This is a genomic window from Chryseobacterium sp. 22532 (genome assembly GCF_052044665.1).
GTDB lineage: Bacteria > Bacteroidota > Bacteroidia > Flavobacteriales > Weeksellaceae > Chryseobacterium > Chryseobacterium lathyri.
Genome location: NZ_JBQENJ010000004.1, coordinates 541,615 through 566,367, shown reverse-complemented (window position 1 = coordinate 566,367; position 24,753 = coordinate 541,615). Strand labels below are relative to the sequence as shown.

General features: G+C 38.0%; 23 protein-coding genes and 1 pseudogene. 8 read left to right on the top strand and 16 right to left on the bottom strand.

Annotation, left to right across the window (positions count from 1 at the left end; translation table 11 throughout):
• Positions 1 to 5: 5 nt before the first annotated feature.
• The 4 genes from ACTJIV_RS13960 (at position 6) to ACTJIV_RS13945 (ending at position 3,460) form a co-directional block, all read left to right on the top strand.
• A complete protein-coding gene (locus ACTJIV_RS13960) occupies positions 6 to 410 on the top strand; it encodes a DoxX family protein (RefSeq protein WP_440628186.1) in 405 nt (134 codons plus the stop codon).
• 162 nt (positions 411 to 572) lie between these two features.
• Entirely contained in the window at positions 573 to 740 is a 168-nt protein-coding gene (locus ACTJIV_RS13955; protein WP_111953517.1) for a lmo0937 family membrane protein, read from the top strand.
• 173 nt (positions 741 to 913) lie between these two features.
• Positions 914 to 2,572: an FAD-binding dehydrogenase gene (locus tag ACTJIV_RS13950; protein WP_440628185.1), complete on the top strand. Its 1,659-nt coding sequence runs from the start codon at positions 914 to 916 to the stop codon at positions 2,570 to 2,572.
• 84 nt (positions 2,573 to 2,656) lie between these two features.
• Positions 2,657 to 3,460 (top strand): SDR family oxidoreductase, encoded by an 804-nt coding sequence (locus ACTJIV_RS13945; protein ID WP_440628183.1) that lies wholly within the window; start codon positions 2,657 to 2,659, stop codon positions 3,458 to 3,460.
• An 80-nt stretch (positions 3,461 to 3,540) separates the two neighbouring features.
• Here ACTJIV_RS13945 and ACTJIV_RS13940 read toward each other — a convergent pair.
• The 6 genes and pseudogenes from ACTJIV_RS13940 to ACTJIV_RS13915 form a co-directional block, all read right to left on the bottom strand.
• A pseudogene (locus tag ACTJIV_RS13940) lies at positions 3,541 to 4,534 on the bottom strand (aldo/keto reductase).
• A gap of 138 nt (positions 4,535 to 4,672) precedes the next feature.
• Positions 4,673 to 5,569: a hypothetical protein gene (locus ACTJIV_RS13935; RefSeq protein ID WP_111953510.1), complete on the bottom strand. Its 897-nt coding sequence runs from the start codon at positions 5,567 to 5,569 to the stop codon at positions 4,673 to 4,675.
• Between the two features lie 10 nt (positions 5,570 to 5,579).
• The gene (locus tag ACTJIV_RS13930) at positions 5,580 to 6,404 is read right to left on the bottom strand and encodes a hypothetical protein (RefSeq protein WP_111953508.1); all 825 of its coding nucleotides are present in this window, start codon (positions 6,402 to 6,404) and stop codon (positions 5,580 to 5,582) included.
• Between the two features lie 12 nt (positions 6,405 to 6,416).
• Entirely contained in the window at positions 6,417 to 7,244 is an 828-nt protein-coding gene (locus tag ACTJIV_RS13925) for a hypothetical protein (protein ID WP_440628180.1), read from the bottom strand.
• Between the two features lie 256 nt (positions 7,245 to 7,500).
• Positions 7,501 to 7,821, bottom strand: a complete 321-nt coding sequence (locus ACTJIV_RS13920; RefSeq protein ID WP_111953504.1) for a helix-turn-helix domain-containing protein — start codon at positions 7,819 to 7,821, stop codon at positions 7,501 to 7,503.
• Between the two features lie 7 nt (positions 7,822 to 7,828).
• The gene (locus tag ACTJIV_RS13915; RefSeq protein ID WP_440628178.1) at positions 7,829 to 8,263 is read right to left on the bottom strand and encodes a transposase; all 435 of its coding nucleotides are present in this window, start codon (positions 8,261 to 8,263) and stop codon (positions 7,829 to 7,831) included.
• 665 nt (positions 8,264 to 8,928) lie between these two features.
• On the opposite strand from ACTJIV_RS13915, the gene ACTJIV_RS13910 reads away from it, so the two are divergent.
• Positions 8,929 to 10,530: a tetratricopeptide repeat protein gene (locus ACTJIV_RS13910; protein WP_440628176.1), complete on the top strand. Its 1,602-nt coding sequence runs from the start codon at positions 8,929 to 8,931 to the stop codon at positions 10,528 to 10,530.
• A 233-nt stretch (positions 10,531 to 10,763) separates the two neighbouring features.
• Positions 10,764 to 12,611: a chloride channel protein gene (locus ACTJIV_RS13905; protein WP_111953498.1), complete on the top strand. Its 1,848-nt coding sequence runs from the start codon at positions 10,764 to 10,766 to the stop codon at positions 12,609 to 12,611.
• Between the two features lie 101 nt (positions 12,612 to 12,712).
• On the opposite strand, the gene ACTJIV_RS13900 is transcribed toward ACTJIV_RS13905, so the two are convergent.
• The 7 genes from ACTJIV_RS13900 to ACTJIV_RS13870 all read right to left on the bottom strand — a co-directional run bounded on the left by ACTJIV_RS13900 (position 12,713) and on the right by ACTJIV_RS13870 (position 19,941).
• Positions 12,713 to 13,657 carry an aldo/keto reductase gene (locus tag ACTJIV_RS13900; RefSeq protein WP_440628174.1) on the bottom strand — a complete coding sequence of 315 codons (945 nt, stop codon included), beginning with the start codon at positions 13,655 to 13,657 and terminating at the stop codon, positions 12,713 to 12,715.
• Positions 13,658 to 13,883: 226 nt separating this feature from the next.
• Positions 13,884 to 15,689, bottom strand: coding sequence for a hypothetical protein (locus tag ACTJIV_RS13895; RefSeq protein WP_440628172.1), 1,806 nt, complete (start codon positions 15,687 to 15,689; stop codon positions 13,884 to 13,886).
• Between the two features lie 215 nt (positions 15,690 to 15,904).
• Positions 15,905 to 16,597, bottom strand: a complete 693-nt coding sequence (locus ACTJIV_RS13890) for a hypothetical protein (RefSeq protein ID WP_440628170.1) — start codon at positions 16,595 to 16,597, stop codon at positions 15,905 to 15,907.
• A 71-nt stretch (positions 16,598 to 16,668) separates the two neighbouring features.
• Complete coding sequence (locus tag ACTJIV_RS13885; RefSeq protein ID WP_223559446.1) at positions 16,669 to 17,238, bottom strand: Crp/Fnr family transcriptional regulator; 570 nt, start codon at positions 17,236 to 17,238, stop codon at positions 16,669 to 16,671.
• 40 nt (positions 17,239 to 17,278) lie between these two features.
• Positions 17,279 to 18,061 (bottom strand): siderophore-interacting protein, encoded by a 783-nt coding sequence (locus ACTJIV_RS13880; RefSeq protein ID WP_440628168.1) that lies wholly within the window; start codon positions 18,059 to 18,061, stop codon positions 17,279 to 17,281.
• Between the two features lie 10 nt (positions 18,062 to 18,071).
• Complete coding sequence (locus ACTJIV_RS13875) at positions 18,072 to 19,247, bottom strand: MFS transporter (protein ID WP_440628166.1); 1,176 nt, start codon at positions 19,245 to 19,247, stop codon at positions 18,072 to 18,074.
• A gap of 85 nt (positions 19,248 to 19,332) precedes the next feature.
• The gene (locus ACTJIV_RS13870; RefSeq protein ID WP_440628164.1) at positions 19,333 to 19,941 is read right to left on the bottom strand and encodes a hypothetical protein; all 609 of its coding nucleotides are present in this window, start codon (positions 19,939 to 19,941) and stop codon (positions 19,333 to 19,335) included.
• Positions 19,942 to 20,576: 635 nt separating this feature from the next.
• On the opposite strand from ACTJIV_RS13870, the gene ACTJIV_RS13865 reads away from it, so the two are divergent.
• Entirely contained in the window at positions 20,577 to 20,921 is a 345-nt protein-coding gene (locus ACTJIV_RS13865) for a mannan-binding lectin (protein ID WP_040995112.1), read from the top strand.
• 76 nt (positions 20,922 to 20,997) lie between these two features.
• Here ACTJIV_RS13865 and ACTJIV_RS13860 read toward each other — a convergent pair whose 3' ends face one another.
• Complete coding sequence (locus ACTJIV_RS13860) at positions 20,998 to 21,780, bottom strand: helix-turn-helix domain-containing protein (RefSeq protein WP_440628161.1); 783 nt, start codon at positions 21,778 to 21,780, stop codon at positions 20,998 to 21,000.
• A gap of 72 nt (positions 21,781 to 21,852) precedes the next feature.
• On the opposite strand from ACTJIV_RS13860, the gene ACTJIV_RS13855 reads away from it, so the two are divergent.
• Positions 21,853 to 23,058 carry a CynX/NimT family MFS transporter gene (locus tag ACTJIV_RS13855; protein WP_228452524.1) on the top strand — a complete coding sequence of 402 codons (1,206 nt, stop codon included), beginning with the start codon at positions 21,853 to 21,855 and terminating at the stop codon, positions 23,056 to 23,058.
• A gap of 52 nt (positions 23,059 to 23,110) precedes the next feature.
• Here the strand turns inward: ACTJIV_RS13855 and ACTJIV_RS13850 are convergent, their stop codons facing one another.
• Together ACTJIV_RS13850 and ACTJIV_RS13845 are read right to left on the bottom strand one after the other, a co-directional pair.
• Entirely contained in the window at positions 23,111 to 23,818 is a 708-nt protein-coding gene (locus tag ACTJIV_RS13850; protein ID WP_440628159.1) for a DUF421 domain-containing protein, read from the bottom strand.
• 92 nt (positions 23,819 to 23,910) lie between these two features.
• Positions 23,911 to 24,672 (bottom strand): MBL fold metallo-hydrolase, encoded by a 762-nt coding sequence (locus ACTJIV_RS13845; RefSeq protein ID WP_440628157.1) that lies wholly within the window; start codon positions 24,670 to 24,672, stop codon positions 23,911 to 23,913.
• Positions 24,673 to 24,753: the final 81 nt, after the last annotated feature.

The following is a 24,753-nucleotide window of genomic DNA, read 5'->3' as shown; positions in this document are numbered from 1 at the left end:
ATATTATGAATAAAAATATAGCCTATTTCCTTTTACGTATATCTATGGGAGTGAATCTTCTGGGACATGGTCTTGCAAGAATCCCCAAACTTTCCGTTTTTGCTGAGGGAATGACCAAAGGGTTTGAAAAAAGCTGGCTTCCACAGCCATCCGTATACCTGTTCAGTACTACTCTGCCCTTTCTGGAATTTATTATTGGTGCTTTGCTTATTCTTGGCTTTAAGACCCGTTGGGCAAACTTTGCCGGAGCCGGGCTTATCATTATGCTTCTTTTTGGAAGCAGTACCGTTGAAAACTGGGAAGCCATGGGAATACAAATGATTTATGCTCTTTTCTTTTATATTCTGATCAGCAGAATAGAAGATAACTGCTATGCCCTGGGTCAAAAGAAATCATTTCATACAAAGTAGATACCTCAGATTTTAATGATTTTCGACTATTATAATATATCTTAATTTGTTTCAGTTGTAAATACAGTATAGATACCACATTTTAGATATTATTGCTGGTTTTCTTCATAAAGGCATGGAATATGTATTTAATAAAAACAATAACATTAAAAAATTTGAGTCATGAGAAATTTATTATGGTTAGTAGCCGTCATTTGTATCGTTATCTGGCTTCTGGGAATGTTAAATATCGTACCGGGAATAAGTACTGGTTACTTAGTGCATGTTCTTTTGGTAATTGCTATTATTGTAATTCTTTATAATATCATTTCCGGCAAAAGGCCACTTTGATAATAATTAAAGCTTTTTTGAATAACAGATTAAAACAGGTCAGAAATCATTTCTGACCTGTTTTTTTGATACTGCCGAAAATATCTGATGATAAATCTTCAGGTATACGTCTGAATATTTTATATATTTATTATAGGATATAATGAAAGTATAAACAAAAGTAATTCAATACAATGGAGGAAAAATTCCAGCCTGATGTTATCATTGTGGGAACAGGGTTAGCAGGACTCACTGCTGCTATGGAAATTACCGATGCCGGAAAAAAAGTACTTCTCCTGGATCAGGAAACTGAACAGAATATTGGCGGACAGGCATTTTGGTCGTTCGGTGGTTTGTTTTTTATCAATTCACCACAGCAGCGGAAAATGGGAATTAAAGATTCTTATGAACTGGCTCTGCAGGACTGGAAAGGAACAGCTGGATTTGATCGTCCGGAAGATTACTGGCCCAGAAAATGGGCAGAAGCCTATTTGAAATTCGCAGCCTATGAAAAATATGCTTATGTTTCTAAGCTGGGGGTCAGGTTTATGTTCATGGTAGGCTGGGCCGAACGTGGAGACGGATCAGCAACCGGCCACGGAAATTCCGTACCGCGCTTCCATGTCAGTTGGGGAACCGGGACAGGAGTTGTGAAGCCTTTTGTAGATAAGGCGTATGAAGCAGAAGGAAAAGGCCTTTTACAGATGAAATTCAGACATAGAGTCACGGAACTGATCATAGAAAATGGTAAAACCAAAGGCGTGAAAGGTGATATCCTTGAAAATGATCATAAAGAAAGAGGTGTTGCCACCAACAGAAACGTAATTTCCCAGTTTGAATACCATACCTCTCATGTGATCATTGCATCAGGAGGCATAGGAGCCAACCATGAACTTGTGCGGAAGAACTGGCCGGAAAGATTGGGAAAAGCTCCCGAAAATATGGTTTGTGGTGTGCCTGCGTATGTGGATGGAAAAATGATTGGTGTTGCAGAAAAGTCCGGTGCACACATCATTAACCCGGACAGAATGTGGCATTATACAGAAGGAATACAGAACTGGAACCCGATATGGCCGAAACATGGCATCAGAATACTGCCGGGACCGTCTTCTTTATGGTTTGATGCCAGGGGAAACCGTTTTCCCGCTCCTTTTCTGCCAGGATTTGATACGCTTGGAACCCTGAAACATATACAGGAAACAGGGTTTTCTTACTCCTGGTTTATCCTGACCCAGAAAATCATTAAAAAAGAATTTGCTCTTTCCGGATCAGAGCAGAACCCCGATATTACCAATAAAGATTATGCTCTTTTTCTGAGAAGAATTTTTGGAAAAAAAGCTCCGGGACCTGTGGAGGCTTTTAAAGAACATGGAAAAGACTTTATTGTTTCGGATGATCTGAAAACCCTTGTGGAAAAGATGAATGAACTGTCTGGCACTTCCCTTTTGGATTATGAGAAGATGAAAGCACAGATCGAAGCCAGAGACAGGGAGCTGGACAATAAATATTCAAAAGATACACAGGTCAATTATATCAGGAATACAAGAAATTATTTAGGTGACAGACTCGGTCGGGTTGCCGCTCCGCATAAAATATTAGATCCTAAGAATGGTCCTCTGATCGCTGTCCGTCTCAATATTCTTACTCGGAAAACCCTGGGAGGTATTAAAACGAATCTTGACGGACAGGTTTTAAGAGATGATGATACGGTGATCGACGGGCTTTATGCAGCAGGAGAAGCTGCGGGGTTTGGCGGAGGCGGAATGCATGGCTACCGTGCACTGGAAGGAACATTTCTTGGAGGGTGTATTTTTTCAGGCATGAAAGCCGGAAAATATATTGCCGGACTTTAAAGGTCAGATCGTGAATTCTTCTTTGAACCTGAATGGTGAATTGTAAGAATAAGAGAGTAAAATATTAAAATAAAAAAAACAAAAGTGAATACTTATTTTGATCATAAAGTGGTTTGGGTAACAGGAGCTTCGTCAGGAATAGGAGAAGCTCTGGTAAAAGAGCTGGCAGTGAAAAGCAATGCGAAAATTATCCTTTCATCAAGAAATAAAGATCAGTTAAATGCTGTGGCTCAAAGGGCCGGACTTGAAGCAAATCGTTTTTTTGTTCTGCCTTTGGACCTTGAAGACTATAAAAAAATGCCGGATGTTGTGGAAGAAGCTGTAGAAAAATTCGGAAAGATTGATATTCTGATCAATAATGCAGGACTGTCTCAGCGTTCTCTGGCTATAGAAACTGACATAGAAGTTGATAAACGTTTAATGGATATTGATTATATAGGAACCGTAGCCCTTACAAAATCTGTGCTTCCCTATATGGTCAGGAACGGCGGCGGACATATTGCTGTTGTTTCCAGTCTTATGGGTATTTTCGGAGCTCCGATGCGAAGCAGCTATGCGGCAGCAAAACATGCACTTCACGGTTTTTTTGATTCGCTGCGTGCTGAATTATATACGAAAAAAATTACAGTGACCATCATCTGTCCCGGCTTTGTACAGACCAATATTTCTATAAATGCATTAACGGGTAACGGCTCTCTGCAGGGAACAATGGATGATGCTACAAATAAAGGAATGCCCGCAGATGTGTTTGCAAGAAAAATGCTTGCGGCTATTGAAAAAAAGAAAAATCAGGCATCTATTGGCGGTCGGGAAGTAATGGGAACCTATCTCAAAAGATTTTTCCCCTCCCTGTTGGCTAAGATTGTCCGTAAGGCAAAAGTGGTATAGACAAATACAAAAACCTCCCATAATGAGAGGTTTTTTGTATATTTCATTGAATAAGAATAAGCTATTATTTAAATTGCTTTTTAAGATTTAGGAACCTGCGCCTTTTCATAGATCAGTCCGTTAGACTTCAATTCGTTCCAGAATTCAGACGGAATAGTGGCCTTAAAACCTTCCACATTATCTTTCACCTGTTCCGGCCTGCCGGCTCCGGGAATAATAGAAGCAAATTCATCTGAAGCCAAAACAAAATGAAGCGCAGCATGTACAATATCTGTATTGTATTTTTGAGCAATAGCAGTTATTGCGGCACGTTTTTCGGCCATTCCTTTTGGAATGACATCCTTATAATTGTACCTTTCTCTTCCTGCAATATATCCGGAATTATACCCAGCACCCGAGACCAGTTTTACACCGGCTTTTTTTAACTGCCGGAAGCAGCCTGTCGACGGCATCTTCATGTTCAAGGATCGAATATTGTGTTGCAGAAAGACAAATATCAGGATCAGCAGAATCAATACAGTCTAAAATAGGTTCAATTTTGTTGACTCCCATTCCCCATGCCTTGATCACTCCCTGGTCCCGCAGCTCGGAAAGAACTTTAAACGCTCCTTTCTTTGCCTGTTCCAGAAAATAAGGATACCGGTCCCCTACCTGATCTTCAGACAGGTCATGAACATAAATAATATCAATATAATCCAGTCCTGTTCTCTGCAGGCTGTTTTCTATAGATCTTTTGACTCCGTCTGCTGTATAATCATGTTTAAAATCATAATTCAGCGGTTTTTTCCACATCGTAGGTGGAACTTCTGATTCAGGGACTTCATGAAACAGTCTCCCTACTTTAGTTGAAAATATAAAATCGCTCCTGTCTTTATCTTTCAGAAAGTGTCCGAATCTTCTTTCACTTTTTGTAAGGCCATACCAGGGAGATGTATCATAATAGCGGATTCCCAGATCCCAGGCGGTCTGAAGTATTTTATAAGACTCTTCATCACTTATATTTTCGAAGGCCGTTCCTATCGCCACCCCGCCTATTCCTAACCTGTGCTTTTCTGTTAAAACTTCTGTTTTCATATGATTGTATTTAAGTGTTGGTGATAAATAAAATACAAACATCGTGCAGAGAAAACTAAAGGATATATAAAATCACCCCGAACGAGAGGTGATTTTTCGCTTTTCTGATATAGTTATTGTTTAGGCAGAAAAATGAAATTACTGCTCAACAATTGTTAAAACATTATAGCCTCCTGTATTAAGAAGAGGACGTTTGTCTGGGTCCCACGATACATTGATCCATACAAAAGGTCTTAGCTTATCTCCTGCATTCAGATACAGGCTCGCAGTACAGGCAGATCCCACGATCACAGCATTCGGAGCAACTCCTGTGTCCTGAGGATAACCGTTATTGGTTTTTATCCTCTGTATAACCGTATTGGAAGAGTTTCTTACTTCCCAAATCGCTTCCGTCTGGTTTTGTCCAGAACTGGTATTTACCTGGTTGGGTGCTAGGGCAAAAGTAAAAGTAGCATAATATACGCCCGATCTCGGAGCAATAAATTCCCCTGTAGCAGGATCAAAATTAGTTCTTGGCTGTCCGGAGTCCGAATCCAGTTTTTCTGCCCATGAAGTAAGATAAGCAGAAGATCTTCCGGGGATTCCGTCTGTATAGTTTCCTATAGGCCACAAACCGGTTTCAAAAACAGTGGAATTATTATTGGTTTTCTCGGCCATCACCACAATTCTTGGCTTTCCGTATGGCAGAATAGGAACCCATACTGTTCCGTCAGAATATTCTATATAACCCTGGACCCCGATGGCTGGACTTGGATTGTAACGCATAGCTCCTGCCCCGGCCTCGGCTGCGGTTTGATTGGTCATTCCTATAGCCATAGAACCGTTGGCTCCATTTCTTAGGTCAATAGCCATTTTTGGAGTAGCTACCCCAACCCCTATTTTTCCTGTTTTATCAATAATGACTTTTTCAGTTGTGTTAATTTCAATGGAATTGGCAGGATTCGGATTATTAATACCAATACCTATCTGAGCTAAAAATAAGTTTGGGAGAAGTCCCAACCCCAGAAATAATATATTTTTTTTATTTAATTTCATCTTTGTTTGTTTATAGTTCGTAAACGCTGATACTGTTATTGGTACCGGTATTGGCTGTATTTATACTTTTATTGCTTCCGAAATTGTGAAATACTTTAAACTGGATGGTATCACCTGCTACCAAATTGAAAATAGCCGTACAGTTACCTCCTACAATATTATTCACTGTATTAACGTCCCATGCCGGGTATGAGTTTACACTTCTGTATGTCTGGATATTATTAGTGGCTGTATTACTTTCAATAATAGTTTCAATTCTTGAGTTTTGGGCAATATTCCCATCAGCTAAGGTAATATTGAACGAAACGATGTAAAATCCGTTTCTGGGTGCAGTAAAAGTAGTACCATTGAAATTAGACTGTGAATCTGTAACTACGGTCCATCCGTTTACAAGAGTGGTGGTATTATTTGTGAGGGTAAGCGCACTGCTTTTATTAGCCAGCACCACTGCTTTAGGCGGTAAGGTCATTGGAAGATTATGCCACGATACGCCGTCAGAATACTGGATAATATTTCCGGTGCTGTAACGGATGGCACCACCACCTGCTGCTGCGGCAGTCTGTGAGCTTGTTCCCAATCCTATAATCCCTTTTTGATCGGCAGAGCGGACATCTACTTTTGTTTTGGGATTTAACAGTCCCACCCCCAGGTTACCATTGGAGGTTACTACTACATCATTTAATATCTGAGGTGCAGAAGGCGGTACACTGCTGTTATCTTTTGCACCGTCTAAATGAAAAGTCTGCATTGGATCTTTGGTGAAGAAACCTGTCTGTGCCTGTATAGAGAATGACAGAAAAAAAACCAGTAATTGATATAAATTTTTAATTTTCATTTTGTGTATTTTTTAATTTTCAATAATGGTCATATTGTTAAAACCTGCATCCGGGTGGGTCCAGTCTGCATTTGCTCTTAAAGCTCTTGGCCCGGATCCTGTGATGTTTTGATTAAGCTGTGGCCGCACAGTCTGGTTGGCAGTCAGGCTTACTGTAATGGTGGCGGAACCTCCTACCTGAGCATCTTCATTGCTGCGGGCAAAGGTCTTGTAAGAACGCGCAAGGATAGCTGCAGTAGTTGGGCTGTAAAACTGGCTGGTGACTTCAGAAGAATTGACTATTGATCCGGAAACAAAATTATACGTCATCAAAAACGTATAAACTCCGGTTCTTGGAGCCGTAAAAATCCCTGTAACAGGATCAAAACTGTTGGAAAGATCTCTTATCTCGTCCCATCCTGTAATATTTACATCAGTATTGAAAGGAACCGAGAACGGACTTGTCAACCTGGCAACCACCACAGCTTTAGTGGGCAGGATAATTGCTGCTTCCCATACATTCCCGTCAGATACTTGAAATTTTGCCTGAGTAGGTTCATATCGCACGGCCCCTGCTCCTGCTGCGCTCGCTGTCATAGTTGTTGAGCCCAGTCCAACAGCATTCTGAAGTCCTGCTGAACGCATATCAAGTTTTACTACTGGATTTGAAACGCCTGCTCCTATAAAACCGGTATTAGTAATAATAAGGTCATTACTGATTTGTGCGGGAGTGGCTGATGCTGTATTGTCTTTTGCACCGTCAACATGCAAAATTCCCAATGGATTACTGGTACTAATTCCTATCTGTGCATTCAAGAGAGATGATGCAATAAAAGCTAGGGATAGCAATTTTTTTTTCATTTGAATTGTGTTTTTAAGATGTCAGGATTTAGTGGAACTTCTGATATAAAACTGCTTATTAACAAATTTGATACCAACATGCAAATTTAGGTTTTCTTAGTTAATGAATGAGGCTTAATACAAAAATTGGCAAATTCTTTCAGAATATAAAATGTATGGTGTAATATTTACTGAAATAAACACATTGATTTTAGATTGTAAATGTTTGATATATAAGTGATTATTTTTTAAAATACACTTTACATACCGTATTCTGCTAAATAAGTTTCTTTTTCCAATTAGCAATCGTATTTCTGCTTAATTTAAAATGCCGGGCCAGTTGTGCGTTATTGTATCCATACTTTTCCTGGTAATTTAGTATTTCAAGAATCGATTGTTTATCATAAAAACGATGTTTCTGATTAAAAATAAGGGTATTTTTATCTTCCTTATCCGTAAGAATGTTGCTGCAAGCGATAACATCCAATATGGACAAAGTTTTTTTAGAGAGTATGGTTCTACATGCTTCCTTTTTATCAGGATATTTTTCATTGATAAGGTCTGTATAGATTCTTTTGTAATCCGGAATATTTTTCATTATGTCTTTATTTATTCATCATATCATATTTATGAAGCCATTTGTAGAGTGTGCTTTTGGGGATTTTATACTCAGAAATTACACTGGATTTTGTCATTTCCCCTTTTCTGATCTTGTGCAGGACAAATTCTACAATCTCTTTGGTGTAAAGGCTCTTACGAAAAGCCGGGAGTAGATGATCTGTTTTTTTCTTTTGAATATAATTCATAGAAGACTGTGGAGAATATAAGATCAGGTGTTGTGAATAGAGCCTGAAAAAATCATATTGCAGGAGTTTGGACCAGCGCAGAAGGACTTCCGTGTCAAAAGCAGAAGAATTATACATTTTCAGGATATCTTCTTCCTGGCAGTTCAGGAATTTACATATGCGAGACATTTCTATATCGCTTTGGGCCACCTTTTCTTTTATCATTGATCCAATGTTCAGATGTTTTAGATCCATATTTTTTATTGTTTGTGTTTTTTTTAGATGAATTAGAAGTAATTTTTATTTTTGATGAAAGAGGGATAAATAAAGGAAAAGCAATAGGACAAAACTCCTAACTGAGGAAATTAGAAATTTTGACAAGGTTATTGCTTTTCATACTTGTGTTTTAGAATTTTAAGCCTGATTCTGTTTTGTTTTACAAACATCATGTGAGATTCTAACGCAACATTAAAGGTTTATCATGGAATATAAAAATAGATAACGTTGTAAATTCTGAATACTTCACTATGAATTTATAGTATTAGCCATATCTTAATATTTTTAAACCAAATGACCTGTTTCAGTAAGGATATCCGGGCTGTAGCGGTAAATAATTTCTTTTATTATTTGTATTGCTTTAAAGTTAAGATGAATTTTTCCATCTTTAAAAAACACAATATTAAGCTTTTGGTCATGTATGTAAAAGTATGGATTGAAATGATTTCTGAAAAAAAGCAGATATTTTGAGGCAATTTTCTAAATGAGATTAAGCAGTGTTGTTTAGTTTGCAGATTTGAATTTAAATCCTTCAAGTTCAATTGATTGATAAATTTAATTAATAATATAAATTCTGAAAAACTAACACTATTATTGAGTTATAATTATTAATATTGTACTTTATTTGTTCCTTCAAAAAACACATGATGAAAAATACCGTTTTATTTCTGTCCTGTTTTATTTTCGGGCTTTTTCATGCTCAGCTCGATTCCGGATTTCTCACAAATTCACAAATTGATTCTAAAATTATCCGGGCTGAAGAACTGTCTAAGAGCAATCCTGCAAAATCAATAGAACTTTCGAATGAGATTTACCGTGCCTCTAAAAAGACAGGCTATAAAAAAGGGCTTCTGGAAAGCACTTCTATCCTTATGGCCAGATATTATGACGCAGGAAATCATAAAAAAGTAATCGATCTGAGTACAGAAGGTGAAAAGCTCGCTATAGATGCGAACGATGATGCAAAACTGGCCAATATTTACAGGTTAAGAGCTTCATCTTACACAGAATTAGGCTTTAACAATGAAAGTATCAGAGATTTTAGAAATGCATTAAAAATATCTGAAAAAATAGAGTCTGAAGACAAAAAGAATTATTTGAAATCTTTGATATATACAGGTATAAGTTCATATTTGGCCCATGTGAATGCCCCATTGGATTCTGTGATACATTATCAGAAAAAATGCCTGGAGAGTGCAGTTCATATTGGAGAAAGCAAGGATTTTATATCAAAAAAATACCACCTTCTTGCGCTGTCTTATATGAACTTGGGTATGACAAGCGTCGCGTCCAAACGGATCCATGATGCGGAGGGTTATTTTGACAAAGCATTAAAGATAGCTCAAAATGAACATTATGGAGTATCTAAAAACCTGGAAGTTACTATTCTGAATGAATATGCATGGCTGTATTATGACCAAAAAAAATATGACCAGGCTGTACACTACGCAGAAAAGGCCGAACAGCTGGAAAAAGTAATGAGTATACCCTATATCCGCAGAGATATTTATGAAGTTAACTTCAAATCTTATGTAGAGCTTGGAGAAAAGGAAGCTTCAAAAAAGTATATGAATCTCTACACGAAACTGAATGACAGTCTTGTTAACGAAGAAAAGAAAACTATCAATACTCCCGTAAAAAAGATGATGGATCAGCAGGGAGAAGTTCATACCGGGAATATTCAGAAAATGCTGATGATTGTCTTTACTTTTATTATACTTCTTGTGGCGGGTGGTCTATTTTTCTGGAAAAGAAACCAGAGAAAACTTCATGAAAGTTATGAGACAGTCATTAATAACCTTAAAAAGACCAATGATCCTCCGGCACAAAATGTACAGCTGGAAATTTCTTCTGAGAAAAGCATTAATATCACAGACGAAACACTAAAAATGATCCTGACCAAGCTGGAAAAATTTGAAAAATCACAAAAATTCATTAAAAAAGATCTGAGCCTTACTTCCCTGGCCAATGACCTGAATACCAATACCAGATACCTATCGGAAATCATCAAACAGTATAAAGGAAACAGCTATAATAACTACATCAATGGTCTCAGGATCAACTATATTACCAATAAACTGTATGAAAATCACATTTATCGGGAATATAAGATCAGCTATCTGGCCGAAGCCTGTGGATTTTCGTCGAGAGAAGTTTTTGCAGTAATTTTCAAGAAAGAAACCGGAGTAAGTCCCTCCTATTTCATCAATAATCTGAAAAAAGACAATCTGGAATCGGTTTCTTAAAATTTTTACAGTGCCTTTAAATGAATATGATTAAAAATACCTGAGATTTCCGGATGGATCTTTCAATTGCAGGATGGAATTAAAATTATGAGAAATATTTATAAAGATATAACCTATTGAATTTCATTATGCTGCGATAAGCTTTAATGCTTTTTTAGTAATCCATGACCAGACATTTATAAAGATATTTCATAAATTTACGAAACCATTACGGTTTTAAAATTGGTTTCCAAGTGAAAATTCACAATAAAAAAAAGTATTTAAGCTTTCTAAAATTTAAAAGAGACTTCCAGGAATACGGACTGGAAAAAGCCAGAAGCTATGAACTGATTCTTCACTGGCTTAATAACAGGCTCAGCAGGAACCAGTTTCTGGTACTTTCCGGAATACTCGTGGGTTGTACTGCTGGTCTTGCCGGAGTGGTCCTGAAAACGCTTGTACATACCATCCATAATTTTATTACGCATAAGGTACATTTTGAATATCAGATCTTATTCTATATTGTTTTTCCTTTTTTAGGAATTGTTCTTACTACAGCTATTGTTCTTACTCTGTTTAAAGGCCAGGACAGAAAAGGAATCGGTGCAATTTTGTATGAAATCGCTCAGAACTCAAGTATTGTAGCTTCTGTAAAAATGTATTCACAGATCATTCAGAGCGCCGTGACAGTTGGTTTAGGAGGTTCTGCGGGATTAGAAAGTCCTATTGCAGTTACAGGGGCCGCCATTGGTTCCAATTATGCACAGACCTACCGGCTCAGCTATAAGGAAAGGACTCTCCTGTTGGCTGCAGGAGCCACCGCAGGTATTGCTTCAGCTTTCAATGCTCCGATTGCGGGAATCATGTTTGCTTTTGAAATTCTTTTGACAGGTGTGGTTTTTACAGATTTCATTCCTTTGGTAGTGGCTGCTGTCTGCGGAAGCCTTTTATCAAGGATTCTGCTTCAGGAAGATGTGCTTTTCAGGTTTTATACCAGAGAACCCTTTAACTATAAAAATGTTCCATACTATCTTATACTGGGAATTGTGACGGGACTGTATGCCCGTTATTTTGTCGTGATTTCTCAAAAAGTAGAACATTTCATCAAAGGGCTTAAGCTTTCAAGGATGCGTAAGGCTATGTTCGGAGGTTTGGTGCTGTCATTGTTATGTGTTCTTTTTCCGCCATTGTTCGGAGAAGGATATGAGACAGTGAAGGCTTTTACCAACGGAAGTACTCATTCTATTATCAGAAACAGCTTTTTCCGGTATTTTGAGATCGGAGACTGGACCATTATTATATTTTTGGTTCTGGTATGTCTGTTAAAAGCTTTTGCTACGTCTTTTACAATATTTAGCGGTGGTAACGGTGGTAATTTTGCCCCGTCTCTTTTTGCCGGAGGAACAGTGGGGTATTTATTTGCAGTAGTCTGCCAGCATATCGGGTTTACGGATGTTCCGGTAACGAATCTTGTTCTGGTAGGAATGGCAGGAGCAATGAGCGGTGTACTCTATGCTCCTCTTACGGCTATATTTCTGATCGCTGAATCCAGTTTTGGATATGATCTTTTTATTCCGCTGATGATTGTATCCATTATCTCTTATCTTATTGCAAAATGGTTCTCCCCGATCTCCCCGGAACTGGAATCTTTGGCTGATCAGGGGAAAATATTTACCAACAAGCATGATAAAAACCTGCTTTTTGCTTTGAGAACCGAAGATTTTATAGACAAATATTCAGAAACAATCCATGAAAACGCTTCCATTACAATATTGTTTGAGCAGGTGAAAAATGGAACTAAAAATATTTTTGCAGCAACAGATGAGGCAGGAAAACTGAAAGGCATCCTTACTTTGGATGATATCCGTCCCTATCTTTTTAATAAAGAAGCTGACAGCTCCATGACGGTTGCGCAAATTATGAAAGCTCCGCCTGCAGTCATTCACCGGGACAATAAACCGTTGGAAATTCTTCAGATTTTTGATGATACCGGCGTATGGAACCTTCCGGTAACCAGTGAAAACAATGATTTTATAGGGTTTATTTCAAAATCATCTATCTTGATGAGTTACAGACAGCTTTTGAAAGAATATTCTGATTAATTTTTTAAACATAAAGTTCAGAATCAAACTTCATCATTTAAAACATAAAAAATATCCGTTCAGCAAACCGAACGGATATTTTTAATTTCAGATGAAATTAATTAATGACTTGCCTGATTAAGCAATTCAATATCTTCCTGGTCTAGAATAAGTTTTGGGGCACTGAATAAAGTATCAAGCTGGGAGGCACTTGTCGCACTTACAATAGGTGCAGTGATTAAAGGATTGGCCAGAAGCCATGCCAGGGCAACTGTCCCCTGTGTTGTTTTATGCTTTTCGCTTACGTGGTCCAGGGCTTTTAATACTTCAAGACCTTTTGGGTTCAGGTATTTTCTTACGCCTTCTCCTCTCTGGCTTTTGCCTAAATCTGTTTCATTGCGGTATTTCCCGGTAAGAAAACCGGCAGCTAAGGACCAGTATGGAAATACACTCAATCCAAATTCTTCTACCAGCGGAGCATAATTTTTTTCAAAACCTTCTCTTTCCATTAAATTGTAATGAGGCTGTAGGGCTACATATTTGGGAAGGTTATTTTTTTCTGAAGCCTCAAATGATGCCTTCAGGCGCTCCGGGGAAAGATTGGAAGCAGCAATATAGCGTACTTTCCCGGCTTTTATGATCTCGTCGTAGGCAGAAAGGGTTTCTTCTACGGGAGTGGTATGATCATCAAAATGAGTATAATAAAGATCAATATGGTCGGTCTGAAGCCTTTGAAGGGATTCATCCACAGATTTCAAAATATGTTTTTTGCTGATGTCAAAACCGTGTTCTTTGGTCTCAGATCCCACCTTGGTAGCCAGAACTACATCCTGACGGTTGGAACGACTTTTCATCCATTTTCCTATGATTTCCTCAGACTGGCCTCCTTTTCCGTTGACCCACCAGGAATAGGTATCTGCTGTATCAATAAAATTGAACCCAGCATCCGTAAACTGATCCAATATATCAAAGGACTGCTTCTCGTCCAGCGTCCATCCAAAAACATTTCCTCCAAAATTAACTGGGGCTACTGACAGGTCTGTATTTTTTATTTTTCTTTTTTCCATAAAAACAGATTGAATTAAAATTTCATGTACTAAGGTAAGGATTATCATGGAGGATTTCAGATTCAAAATAAGCATATGGCTTATAGTTATTATAAATAGAAAAGCTTATTCTGCCTCACTTTTTCACATTTAAGAGGAGAAGATAACTGATTATTTTATTAGAATGAACATAAAAAAACAGCCTTCACAATGAAAGCTGTTTATCTATCAATTTAAAAAAATACTGTTACTTTTCAGCCTGAGGAATCTCAATGGCTGTAAGTATCAATTTATGTTCCTGCAGCTGCAGTTCTATGGTATTCAATCCGCTTTTAAAAAAAGTGGATGTATGAAACATATGATGATAATATTCAATGCCTTCCAGAACATTCTTTTTGAATGTATTCCACTTTTTGGTTTGGGAATTTGTGATCTGTGCTGAAGAATTACTGATTTCTTTTTTAAGATAATCAACATACATTTTCAGTTCATTGATGAACATATTCGGGCGCTGGTTATCCGGAAGGATATTAGCGTTCCCGTAGATGTGTTTTACCATCTCCGAAAGGGAAACTTCCCTGTCAAAAAAAGCCAGATTAGGTCCCGGACATATAACTACCCCCTGTTTTTCGCCCTTTATTTCAAGATTCTGTTCTATATAAGCGGCATTTACCAATCCTACACAGAGACAGGCTTTATCTGTAATCTCAGTCTTCCTTTTGCTAAATTCTTCAGCAGTAAGCTCAGGATCGGCCTGAAGTTCTTTCAGTTTAATATCCTGGTACTTCTTAGAGGCAGTACAGGTTCCCTGCGGTGAAAATTCTTTGCTTAAAGCCAGTAGTTTTTTCGGGCAAGAACTTCCGTATTTTCCGGCAGATTCCTTTTGTTCTTTTAATAGCTCATTAGATGTTCCTCTAACCGTATTGAAAGGTACTCCCAAAGGTGAGATATTACTCAGATAGAAGTCCTTTTCTCCAGATTTTAAAAGTAGATTTCTGGTTTCCGTATCTACAGAAGTAGCTTCAGGAACCAATAGAAATGGTGATCCCCATCCGACACTGTCTACATTATAGTTTTCAAGCAGAAATTCATGTTCTTCCGAGGTTCCCACTCCACCCTGAACTGTAATTTTCATTTCAAGAGGTTCGGAAACGGTATGTTTTCCTTTTTGCTCCAAAGCGGTGATCATTAAGGCATGAGCAGACTGGATAAGGTCGTTCTTTTTCTGTTTAAATTCTTCCATGATAGGCCCCAGCAGCATCCCTTCCGTAGCAAATGCATGGCCTCCGCAGTTCAGTCCTGATTCAACTCTGTATTCTGAAATCCACAGTCCTTTTTTAGCTAAAAAATTGCCCTGGATCATTGCTGAACGGAAATCGCTTACTTTCAGAATGATTTTCTTTTTTAAAATACCCTTCTCATCGGGAAAGAAATCATCAAATTCTTCAATATAGCTGTACAAACGAGGATTCATTCCTGCGGAAAGTACCATTGAAGAAGATAGTTTACTTTGGGCAAAACCACGCAGTGAAGCATGGGCATCGTTAAAGATCACAGGAAGTTGCTGATCTTTTTTATAGTTGTCTTTATCAACTTTTGTCATGATATTGACATCGATACTTCCCGGTTTCAGGTTGTTTTCAATAAAGTTCTTAATATTTGAGCCTAAACTGTCTTTTTGGTTCACAAGATTTTGAAGTCTGCTTTTCAGATCTGAAGTATTGGGCAGAATGGCTATAAAGTTCTTTAATGCTTCCTTATTTCTAGTGATTTCCTGTTTGAAAGATTCAAATTTTTCATTCACGATATCATCTACCATATCCAGGTAAGCTGTAATTCTTTTAGCCCTGTAATCCTCAGTTTTTGTTGAAATTCCTAAATAATCAAGACTGAATTTCTTACTATAAAAGTTTTTCATTTTTTCCAGGATCTCATCATCAATAATGGAAATCACGGAAGAAATTCCATATTGGGCAACACGGATTGGACTGTCTATGGTATAAGCCAGGCCCATTACCGGAATATGGAAGTTGTGTAATGGTTTATGTGTCATTTTATTCTGATAAAAATTCTTTCGCTGAAAATGAATTAAAATCCCGGAATGCTGGATCCATATTGAAATGAACGCTTCAGTCCAAAAACTTTAATTGACCTAAATTTATCATTTTAATATTAGCTATGCATTAAATAATACTTATAATATCGGAAATATGTTAAATATCATTGTTTCAAAGCTTCTCCCCTTCTGGAGTACTCAAATGTGATAACTCAACTCCTGAAGTTTTTCAAATAGATATTCTTGGGCTCAAAAGAATATTCCTTCTGAAGAAATTCAGATATCAAAGAATTTATTTTCATACCTCCTGCCAAATACACTCTGCTGTTTTTTATATTTCCCCGAAAGTGTTTCCTGATGTATTCTAGAATATTTTCGGGATGTAAAGGATTGATAATAGAAAAATTTAAAGGAAAGCTGTGATCAAGATCCGGAAAAAGTCTGCCCGGGTGTTTACTGTATATAAAACTTTCAACTTTTTTGCTGACGGCAAGAGCTCTGTTGATCTCATAAAGAAAAGATAAACCTGTATGATCTCCTATCAGAAAATACTGATTTCCGGAATGATCTGTCACCGTTTCATTTAAAAATCTGCGAAAAAATACACTGTCTCCTTCCTGAGCTGTACACATCCAATCTTTCACACTGCTGTCTTCTGCTGTGATAACAAAATCCGCAGTATGGTAAACCGGTTCATAATTCCAGAAGGCATATTCCCGACTCCTGCTGCGTGGACTATAATAAGGATCGCAAAGGAAAATTTCGGCGGTATATCCTGCGGCATATTGAATCGTTGAAAAATCCCGGCTCTGAACCTTGATGTGAAAGGTGTCGTATGCAATTTTATTTTTTGAAAGAATAATGCCTGTAAAAATATCTGAAGGTTGGTGCTCGCTGTTGTTCATAGTTCTGATGATTGACTGCAAATTTGCAGACTGTCAGATTCTGAAACATTGATTTGGGTCAAAAAAGAAACTTAAAGTTTTGATTTTAACCGGCTTAATGTTTCCTGCGAAATATTAAGATAGGAAGCCACCATTTTATTGGAAAGCCTCCGTACGATAATAGGGTTTTCATCCAGCAGCTGGCGGTACTTTTCAAGGGCGTCCTGCACCAGAAAAGACATCAATCTCCTGGTATTGTTTACATAAGCCATTTCAAGATATTTTCTGTAGAATTTCTCCCACTGCGGAATCTCATCCAGCAGATGATAAAAGCTGCCGTGCGTTATATAATACACCTCCGAATCTTCCACAGCCTGTATAAATTCATCAGAAGGTTCTGATGTGATAAAACTGACCAGTGCAGTAGCAAACTGATTTTCAAAAGCAAAATACCGGGTAGAATCCTGGCCTTCTTCATTGATAAAGAAAATCCGGAGACAGCCTTTAACCACAAAGAAAGTCCGCTGGCTGGACTGCCCGTTGGCGAGCAGCAGCTCATTCTTTTTCAGTTTCATCGGTCTGAAATGGGAAAGAATGATGTTCAGCTCCTCTTCTGTTACCGATATTTTGCTTTTAATGTATGAAGCTAATAGTTCTTCCATAAATCTGAAATCAGTCCTGAGCAAATGTAGCAATAAAAGCTCAATCTCCCTGTACCGACCTGTCTTTGGAGGTTTCATCTTCCGATTGGCCTGCTTTCCAGTAAGAAACTGCATGCATGCCGTGGGAATCCCAGTTGAGTTCTGTTTTAAAATAGCTCCGGAGTTCTTTTACAGTACTGTATTCTGCCGTGACATATATATACTTTTTCAGTATTCCAGCGGGAAATTCAATTTTTTTGACAAGATCTGCAATACGGCTTCCTTTTTCGGGATGAGGATTATAAAGCCATTCTACGGAGAGTTCTGCTCTTGAACACAGCATGATTTCGTCTTCCTTTCCGGGAACTTCGAGCAGTATTTTTGCGGTTACATAGGAAGGCAGCAGTTCTGCAACAGCGCAGATCACAGGAAGTGCCGTAGCATCACCAACGAGTAAATAAAAGTCTGCATCAGGAACCAGTGGCCGGGTGCTTTCCTTCATTCCTATTTCCAATGTATCCCCCGGTTTTGCATTAAGCGCCCATAGAGAGGCAGGGCCGGTTTCACCATGAACAGCAAAATCAATCGTCAGTTCGCGGCTGTCCAGATCGATCTTGCGGTTGGTATAGGTTCTGGTCAGGAATAAAGGTTTCTGACTTTGATCTGTCATACCTGTTGGAATAAATAATTTATTGTTGGATCCGGATTGTACGTTTCTTAATAATTCAACCTGATTTTCTTCAATTTTAAAGATTACTCTGATAAAATGAGGACTAAGATATTGTTTATTTTCAACGGTAAATACCGAACGTATTTTTCTTGATATAGCTGGATTATTTGTCATTGCTTCAAGTTTATTTTTTGTTGAATAATAAAATGATCATAGAAATGATGCAACTCAATCCTCCAAACAGATACACCGCCTGATAATTGAACCATCCCGCAGCAAGACCTGCAGCCGGGCCCGCCAGTCCCAGTGAAAGATCCACAAAAGCCACATAGGCGCCTAAAGCTGTTCCTCTCATTTGTGGTTTTACTTTTTGAATGGCCAGCACACCCAATGCCGGAAAAATCAGGGAAAACCCTACTCCTGTAAGCCCACAGCCAAGAATAGCCATTGCTTTTGATGCTGAGGTCCAGATGATGATCTGCCCTGCAGCTTCGATTATCAGGGAAATAAAAGCAATTCTGAAGCCTCCGTATTTGTCAGGAAATGAAGCAAAGAAAATTCTTGTCAATACATAACAGGCCCCGAAAGTTATAAACGCCAGTGACGCATCACCCCAGTTTTTCTCCGTAAAAAACAGTCCCACAAAAGAAGCAATACATCCGAATGCCATAGAGGAAAATGCAAGGCTTAATCCCTGTCCGGATACCGTTCCTATAACTTTGTAAAAAGGAGTTCTTATATGCCCTTTATCCACAGGAATGGAAGGCAGTTTCGCTGTGGAAATCCAGCTGACAAACGGCAGTAGCATGATCAGGATAAATGCCGGAAGCACTCCAAAATCTTTACTCATCCAGATACTCAACGGAGCACCAACAGCAATTCCGGCATACATGGCAATACCGTTCCAGGTCATTACTTTTCCTGAATTCTGATGCCCGACAAGGCCAATTCCCCAGGTTAATGCTCCTGTAACCAGAAAACTTTCACCAACACCGTGAATCATTCTGGCAAGCAGGAGAAATACTAGCGCTGTTTGTGGTGATGCCTGGAAAGTGACCGCAAGAATATAGGCTACACCTGCAATAACGGATAGCAAAACTCCCAGCATTTTGCTTTTCTTTGCTCCTTTTGTATCTGTAATTTTTCCGGAGTAAGCACGGGTTAAAAGTGTTGCCAGTGATTGTAACCCGATTACCATTCCTATGATGATACTGTTAAATCCTAAATTGTTCTGGACAAATTTCGGAAGCACACCTAAAGAAATTCCTATCGTAAGATATATGGCAAATACCGATAGGATAATAGGCATTGTGGCTGTATAGAAATTAATAGTCTGTCCTTTTTCTAATGTTGCACTCATAATTTTGTTTAAAATATTCGGTGCAAATGTCCTGTTACGGACAAAAAAAAACTTTGACTTAAGTCAAAAAACAACCTACAGGAATTTATTCAAAATCCAGAAAACCATCTGTCAGCTTTTTCCACTGGACCTTAGAAATTCCCATCATTCCTCCTACGGCAACCATAAGATTTCTGATAACATCAATATATCCGGCGTTAAAATTCGGCGTTTCATTCCGTCCGTAGACTGCAGCTTTTAGATGAGTAGGCGTTCTCGCGATCATAAAAGTTGAGGTTGCTATGGAGCTGTAAAAATGGGCAATATGACTGTTTTTTCTGTCCTGAGGATTTATGGAGGGTCTGCACGTTATTAAAATGCTTTCCGAATAGTTATCTTCCTGAAAGCAGATATCAGTAACTTCTACCCAGTCATACCCTTTGGCTTTAGTTTCTCCCGGTCCGGGAATATCAATTCTCATAAAATCTCCTTTCTGAGGTGGTCTTTCAGCAATATTTCCTTTTGAATCATAAAGTTTAAAGGCTGCAAAGCCTTCACCGCAATAGCTTTTCCAACGGCTCACTGAAAAAAATCTTTGTTTCAAAATATCAAACTTGATCGGTAAAAGTGTCGGTTCAAACTGCTTCTGGCTTTCTGTATCGTGAAATCCACCGGATTGCTGTTGTGGAACTCTGTTGATCTGCTTAGGCTTCATTGTACTGGATTTTATACTAATTTATAAAATATGAAAGTGTTTCTTTATGAGCACGATCATAACCCCATGATAAAAGCCTCTCGATGGAGAGGCTGATGTTAAAACTTAAATGGATCGGGATAAATGGATTTAACTGTTATAAGGGTCGTAAAGAAAATGGAGAAAGAAAAAACAGTAAGAATACAGAATGGCAAAATATTTTATTGACCTTTTTTAATTGCTCCTGAATCATTGGATGAAATTATTCAATTGTACCATTTATATTATTGGAATCTTTTTAATTTATTTTTTGTTTTATGATAATATATGATTGCTAAATTTCACGGTTAATGGTAAGAAAAGCATTATTGAACGAGTCCTTATTTTTAATTAGAATGAATGTTTTTTTAATATTTATGCTTATATAATGTTTTGCATAATATATTTTTTACTTATATTTGTAAATCGAAATAATTTTTTTTCATCATTTGTGTTTTTTTAAGGTCTCCTCCTTTAGGGGACCTTTTTCATTTTAGCCTATGATTTTTTGCAACTAAGTGTAAATACGGAATGGTAAATTTGGTATTTTCTACGCTATCATATATCTCATTAAAGTGACAACTTTGTAATGTTAAACAACTTAAAAACATTACACCATGTCAACATTCAAAATCAATATCATTGCAGGTCCGCTTTGGAGCAATGATGAAGCACAAAAAATCGGAGGTCGTATTGCTGCGGCACATTTAGGAAAATTCACTGGACAATGGAGCACTATTGTCGAAGGTCAGATGAGCGTTATCGAAGTTGAATATGATACGCAACCATCAGGAAGCACAGAATATACTATGGACGTTTTAGCAGGACCAATCTGGAGCAACGAAGATGCTAAAGAAATATGCCCTTCAATCTGTGCTTCTTACGGAGGAACCTGGAACGGACAGTGGACAACAGTCGTTGAAGGCAAAATGAGCGTTTGCGGATGCACATTTAAGTTCTAGAACTTATTTAGATTAATATGAATCTCTGGGGCAACCTGGAGATTTTTTTTGCTCTGATAATAATTTTACAGCTGAATTATTGAGTAGTTTTTATAAAATCCGTAGGTCTGGACTGCATTACAGACTGGAAACTTCTTGTAAAGGCCTGAACACTCTTATACCCTACTTTGTATGCTGTTTCGGAAATGGTATGGTCGCCGGAGCTCAGCAGTTCCAGGCTTTTAATAATTCTTAGTATCTGCTGGTATTTGGCCAGTGTTATTCCGGTCTCTTTTTTAAAAATGCGTTCTATTGTGCGTAAGGAAAGCATTGAAATTTCACTCAGATCTTCCATTCTTACGTCCTCCTGGTAATGACTGTGAAGATATTCAATAGATTTAGATAACCTTTTATCTTCAGGAAGTCTGATATAAAGTTGTAAGGAATGTTCCACAAAATGAGGAAGCTCATTAAAAAGCGCTTGTAAGAAAAGTGCTTCATCCGGATCTTTTGAAATGCTTTTTGACCATTTTTCTGCATACTTTATCATTTCTTTCAGAACAGGAGGAACGGAAAAAACATTAATCTTATGATGAAAAGCACTGCTTTTTTCTACATCGGCGAACATGATCATCAGTTTAATTTTTTCAGAGTGTGAATTGGTTTTATGAATGGCACCCGGAGGAATCCAGGCTGCATGGTTTTGAGGAAGAAGGTAGATCTTCCCGTCGACCGTAATATACTGGAATCCGCTTTCTACATACACGAGCTGGCCTTTTTGGTGAGAATGAAGAATGTCATCATGCCGCCAGCCTTCTTCAAACCAGACAAAATATGGTTTCTTCAGCTGATCAATATCTATAGTGTCGTGAATATTCATGTCGTTTTACGTTAAAACTTTGGCAAAATTAAATAAAACTGCTGAATTAATTTTGCATCAAATATTAATTATATGATGAAGAGCGAATCAAGAAAGAATGCTTCTTATATTCTGATGGTGGTCAATATACTGGTTGTGATCCTGGTATCCAGTAATCTGAGATCTCCTATTATCTCTGTTTCCCCGGTATTGGGTGATATACGGCATGCCTTGAATCTGGATAGTTTCCAGGTGAGCCTACTTACTTCTATTCCACTGTTTATGTTTGCAACATGTTCCGTTTTAGTGAGCAGATTTTCACATAAATTCAGTATCAGCCGGTTTCTGATGTATTCCCTGATTATTTTAAGTTTCGGACTGTTCCTAAGGATTACGGGATCTCTATGGACTCTTTTCACAGGATCTGTGTTTATAGGTTTGGGAATCTGTATCGGAAATGTAGTTACTCCGGGTTATATCAAGAATAATTTTCCTAAACAGATCGGTTTGATGACCGGAATTTTTGCAGTTTCCATGAATCTTACAGCTGCATTAGCCTCAGGCTTCAGTGTAAGAATCGGAGAATGGACGGGATTCGGATGGCGTGGCTCCCTGGGAATCTGGCTGATCATTGCCGGACTGGGACTTTTTGTCCTTATCCTGGAGCTGATATTCAATAAAAAGAATCCGGGACAGGCAAAAGCAGCTTTAAGTGTTTCTGATTTTAATATGTTTAAATCTGCACAGGCATGGAATATCAGTGTATTTATGGGGCTGCAGTCTTTATTTTATTACTGTATGATGGCCTGGCTGCCTTCATTTCTTACTGATTGTAAAATGGAAGGTGAAAATGCGGGATGGGTCCTGTTTTTTATCCAGATTACCATGATCCCGATTACTTTCTGTGCTCCGATTATTGCCGGGAAAATGAAGGATCAGCGGATCCTGATCATACTTATCTGCAGTTTAATGTTCGGAAGTACGATGATGTTCGTGTGGCTGCAGTCGCAATGGATCTATGCTAATGCTGTCATTATCGGTATTTCTAATGGTTTGTCTTTCAGCCTGTCTATTCTGTTTTTTTCAACAAGAACGAAAAATAGCGCCAATGCGGTAAAAATATCCGGAATGGCACAGTCTGTGGGGTACCTGATTGCTGCATTCGGGCCTCCGGTTTTTGGAAAACTTCATGACTGGGATGCATCCTGGAAAAGCTCTTTTTATTTTTTGAGTTTCGCTGTTATCCTGATGTTTTATTTCGGAATGAAGGCGGCCAGGAATAAATGTGTGGAAGATTAAAAATAAAGGACTGTATCTTTCCGATACAGTCTTTTATTAATGTTTGTCTGATTTAAGTTATTCTTCTTTTGTTGCTGGCTTCTATCCAGTCATCTTTTTTACATTTAGGACAGTGCGCTGTATTTCCTTCTGTTTTAAATTCGGTATGTCCACAGAAGGTACATGAATATTGACTTTCTTTATGAATTATTTTTAATGGATTTTTTAATGAATCCGGCATAATGGGAAGGCCGTATTTTACATCTTTATCTTCATAGTAAAATACACTGATCTCACCGGAAATTTCTTCAATAGCTGTTTCAATCTGCCCAAGCTGTGAAACACCCTTCAACCTGAGCTCTGCAAAAAATTCATCGCTTCCCAAGTTTTCTTTTTTAAAGTTTTCAATAGCAAATTCACCGTCTTTGATCAGGCAGATGGAACTTCCTTCCACCAGTTTCTCAAATTTTTTGCTTCTTCCTATAAAAAAAGTGACAATACTATATAAAAGAATGATGACTATAAAAACGAGAATGGAAGAAATAATACCAACATCTTTATTGAACATAGGATCACCAGCCGCAGAACCTAAACCGATAATAACGACCAGCTCAAAAATAGAAAGCTGCTTTACCCCTCTTTTTCCTAAAATCCTCAGGCCAATAATAATGGCCAGGAACATGATCATAGTCCGTAATATGATTTCCAGAAGAAAAGACCATTCTTCGTGTCCCAGAAATAATTCTTTCCAGTTGAGTTCTAAGAGAAATAGAGATAGCATAGAAATTAATTTAGAGAAGGTATCCAAAAAATGAGCCATCCCCCAACCCATTCTTCTTAAAGATTAATAGATTTTAAACTCTTTTAAATTAATTATAAAGAATATTCCATCCCGTCCTGCAGAACTAAGCATCTGTTCTCCAGATCGTTTTCATTGATCTTCTTCTGAATGTATTCACGGCTTTCCTTACAGTGGCTGACTGCTTCAAGATGCGTGACCAAGATGGAGGCATTGGGTGCATATTCACAAAGTTTGATGATGTCTTCACTGGTCATAATAATAGGATCTCCCACTGCAAAAGTGGCTGCACCTCCGGCTACAACAATATGCTGAGGCAGATGCTTATCGATCTCTGCTGCAATCCCTTCATACCAGATACTGTCACCAACGACATAGAGAGTTTGATCCTCAGTTTTAAAGACAAATCCGTTTACTTTACCCATTTTCTCCCCTATTTCTCCGGTTCCATGCTGCCCTTCTGTAATTGAAATATTGATATTTTCCCAGATGATACTGTCTTTAATAGAAATTATGTTCTTAAAACCTGACTCGGCTATCTTTTCTGCAATGATCTCAGGGCAGATTACAGGAATATTTTTATCTAAAAATTCAATAGCTTTTTCGTCCCAGTGATCAGGATGAAGATGAGTTACAGCTACCGCATCAATTTTTGACAGTTTATCTTTTAATTCCTCTTCACTGAACGGAAGGTCAACCAAGGGATTCAGCAGTTCGCTATCTGTCATTGGAAGCTTTCCCAAAGAACCTTTTGCCCCAAGCATGGGATCAATTAAAATATTTTTTCCTCCTATTTGGAGCAGTAATGTGGCATTGCGCCATAATTCCAGTTTCATTTTGTTTAATTTTGTCCTGCAAAACTATGGTTAAACCAAGGGTAAATAATAGACGGTTACCAAAAGGTTAACCATATATAT

Coding starts and splice junctions, on each gene's coding strand:
- ACTJIV_RS13925 (WP_440628180.1), bottom strand. CDS start 7,244: ATGAAAAAAAAATTGCTATCCCTAGCTTTTATTGCATCATCTCTCTTG.
- ACTJIV_RS13845 (WP_440628157.1), bottom strand. CDS start 24,672: ATGAAACTGGAATTATGGCGCAATGCCACATTACTGCTCCAAATAGGA.
- ACTJIV_RS13855 (WP_228452524.1), top strand. CDS start 21,853: ATGATGAAGAGCGAATCAAGAAAGAATGCTTCTTATATTCTGATGGTG.
- ACTJIV_RS13935 (WP_111953510.1), bottom strand. CDS start 5,569: ATGAAATTAAATAAAAAAAATATATTATTTCTGGGGTTGGGACTTCTC.
- ACTJIV_RS13960 (WP_440628186.1), top strand. CDS start 6: ATGAATAAAAATATAGCCTATTTCCTTTTACGTATATCTATGGGAGTG.
- ACTJIV_RS13870 (WP_440628164.1), bottom strand. CDS start 19,941: ATGAAGCCTAAGCAGATCAACAGAGTTCCACAACAGCAATCCGGTGGA.
- ACTJIV_RS13920 (WP_111953504.1), bottom strand. CDS start 7,821: ATGAAAAATATTCCGGATTACAAAAGAATCTATACAGACCTTATCAAT.
- ACTJIV_RS13900 (WP_440628174.1), bottom strand. CDS start 13,657: ATGGAAAAAAGAAAAATAAAAAATACAGACCTGTCAGTAGCCCCAGTT.
- ACTJIV_RS13915 (WP_440628178.1), bottom strand. CDS start 8,263: ATGGATCTAAAACATCTGAACATTGGATCAATGATAAAAGAAAAGGTG.
- ACTJIV_RS13860 (WP_440628161.1), bottom strand. CDS start 21,780: ATGAATATTCACGACACTATAGATATTGATCAGCTGAAGAAACCATAT.
- ACTJIV_RS13930 (WP_111953508.1), bottom strand. CDS start 6,404: ATGAAAATTAAAAATTTATATCAATTACTGGTTTTTTTTCTGTCATTC.
- ACTJIV_RS13895 (WP_440628172.1), bottom strand. CDS start 15,689: ATGACACATAAACCATTACACAACTTCCATATTCCGGTAATGGGCCTG.
- ACTJIV_RS13890 (WP_440628170.1), bottom strand. CDS start 16,597: ATGAACAACAGCGAGCACCAACCTTCAGATATTTTTACAGGCATTATT.
- ACTJIV_RS13955 (WP_111953517.1), top strand. CDS start 573: ATGAGAAATTTATTATGGTTAGTAGCCGTCATTTGTATCGTTATCTGG.
- ACTJIV_RS13875 (WP_440628166.1), bottom strand. CDS start 19,247: ATGAGTGCAACATTAGAAAAAGGACAGACTATTAATTTCTATACAGCC.
- ACTJIV_RS13950 (WP_440628185.1), top strand. CDS start 914: ATGGAGGAAAAATTCCAGCCTGATGTTATCATTGTGGGAACAGGGTTA.
- ACTJIV_RS13865 (WP_040995112.1), top strand. CDS start 20,577: ATGTCAACATTCAAAATCAATATCATTGCAGGTCCGCTTTGGAGCAAT.
- ACTJIV_RS13885 (WP_223559446.1), bottom strand. CDS start 17,238: ATGGAAGAACTATTAGCTTCATACATTAAAAGCAAAATATCGGTAACA.
- ACTJIV_RS13880 (WP_440628168.1), bottom strand. CDS start 18,061: ATGACAAATAATCCAGCTATATCAAGAAAAATACGTTCGGTATTTACC.
- ACTJIV_RS13850 (WP_440628159.1), bottom strand. CDS start 23,818: ATGCTATCTCTATTTCTCTTAGAACTCAACTGGAAAGAATTATTTCTG.
- ACTJIV_RS13910 (WP_440628176.1), top strand. CDS start 8,929: ATGATGAAAAATACCGTTTTATTTCTGTCCTGTTTTATTTTCGGGCTT.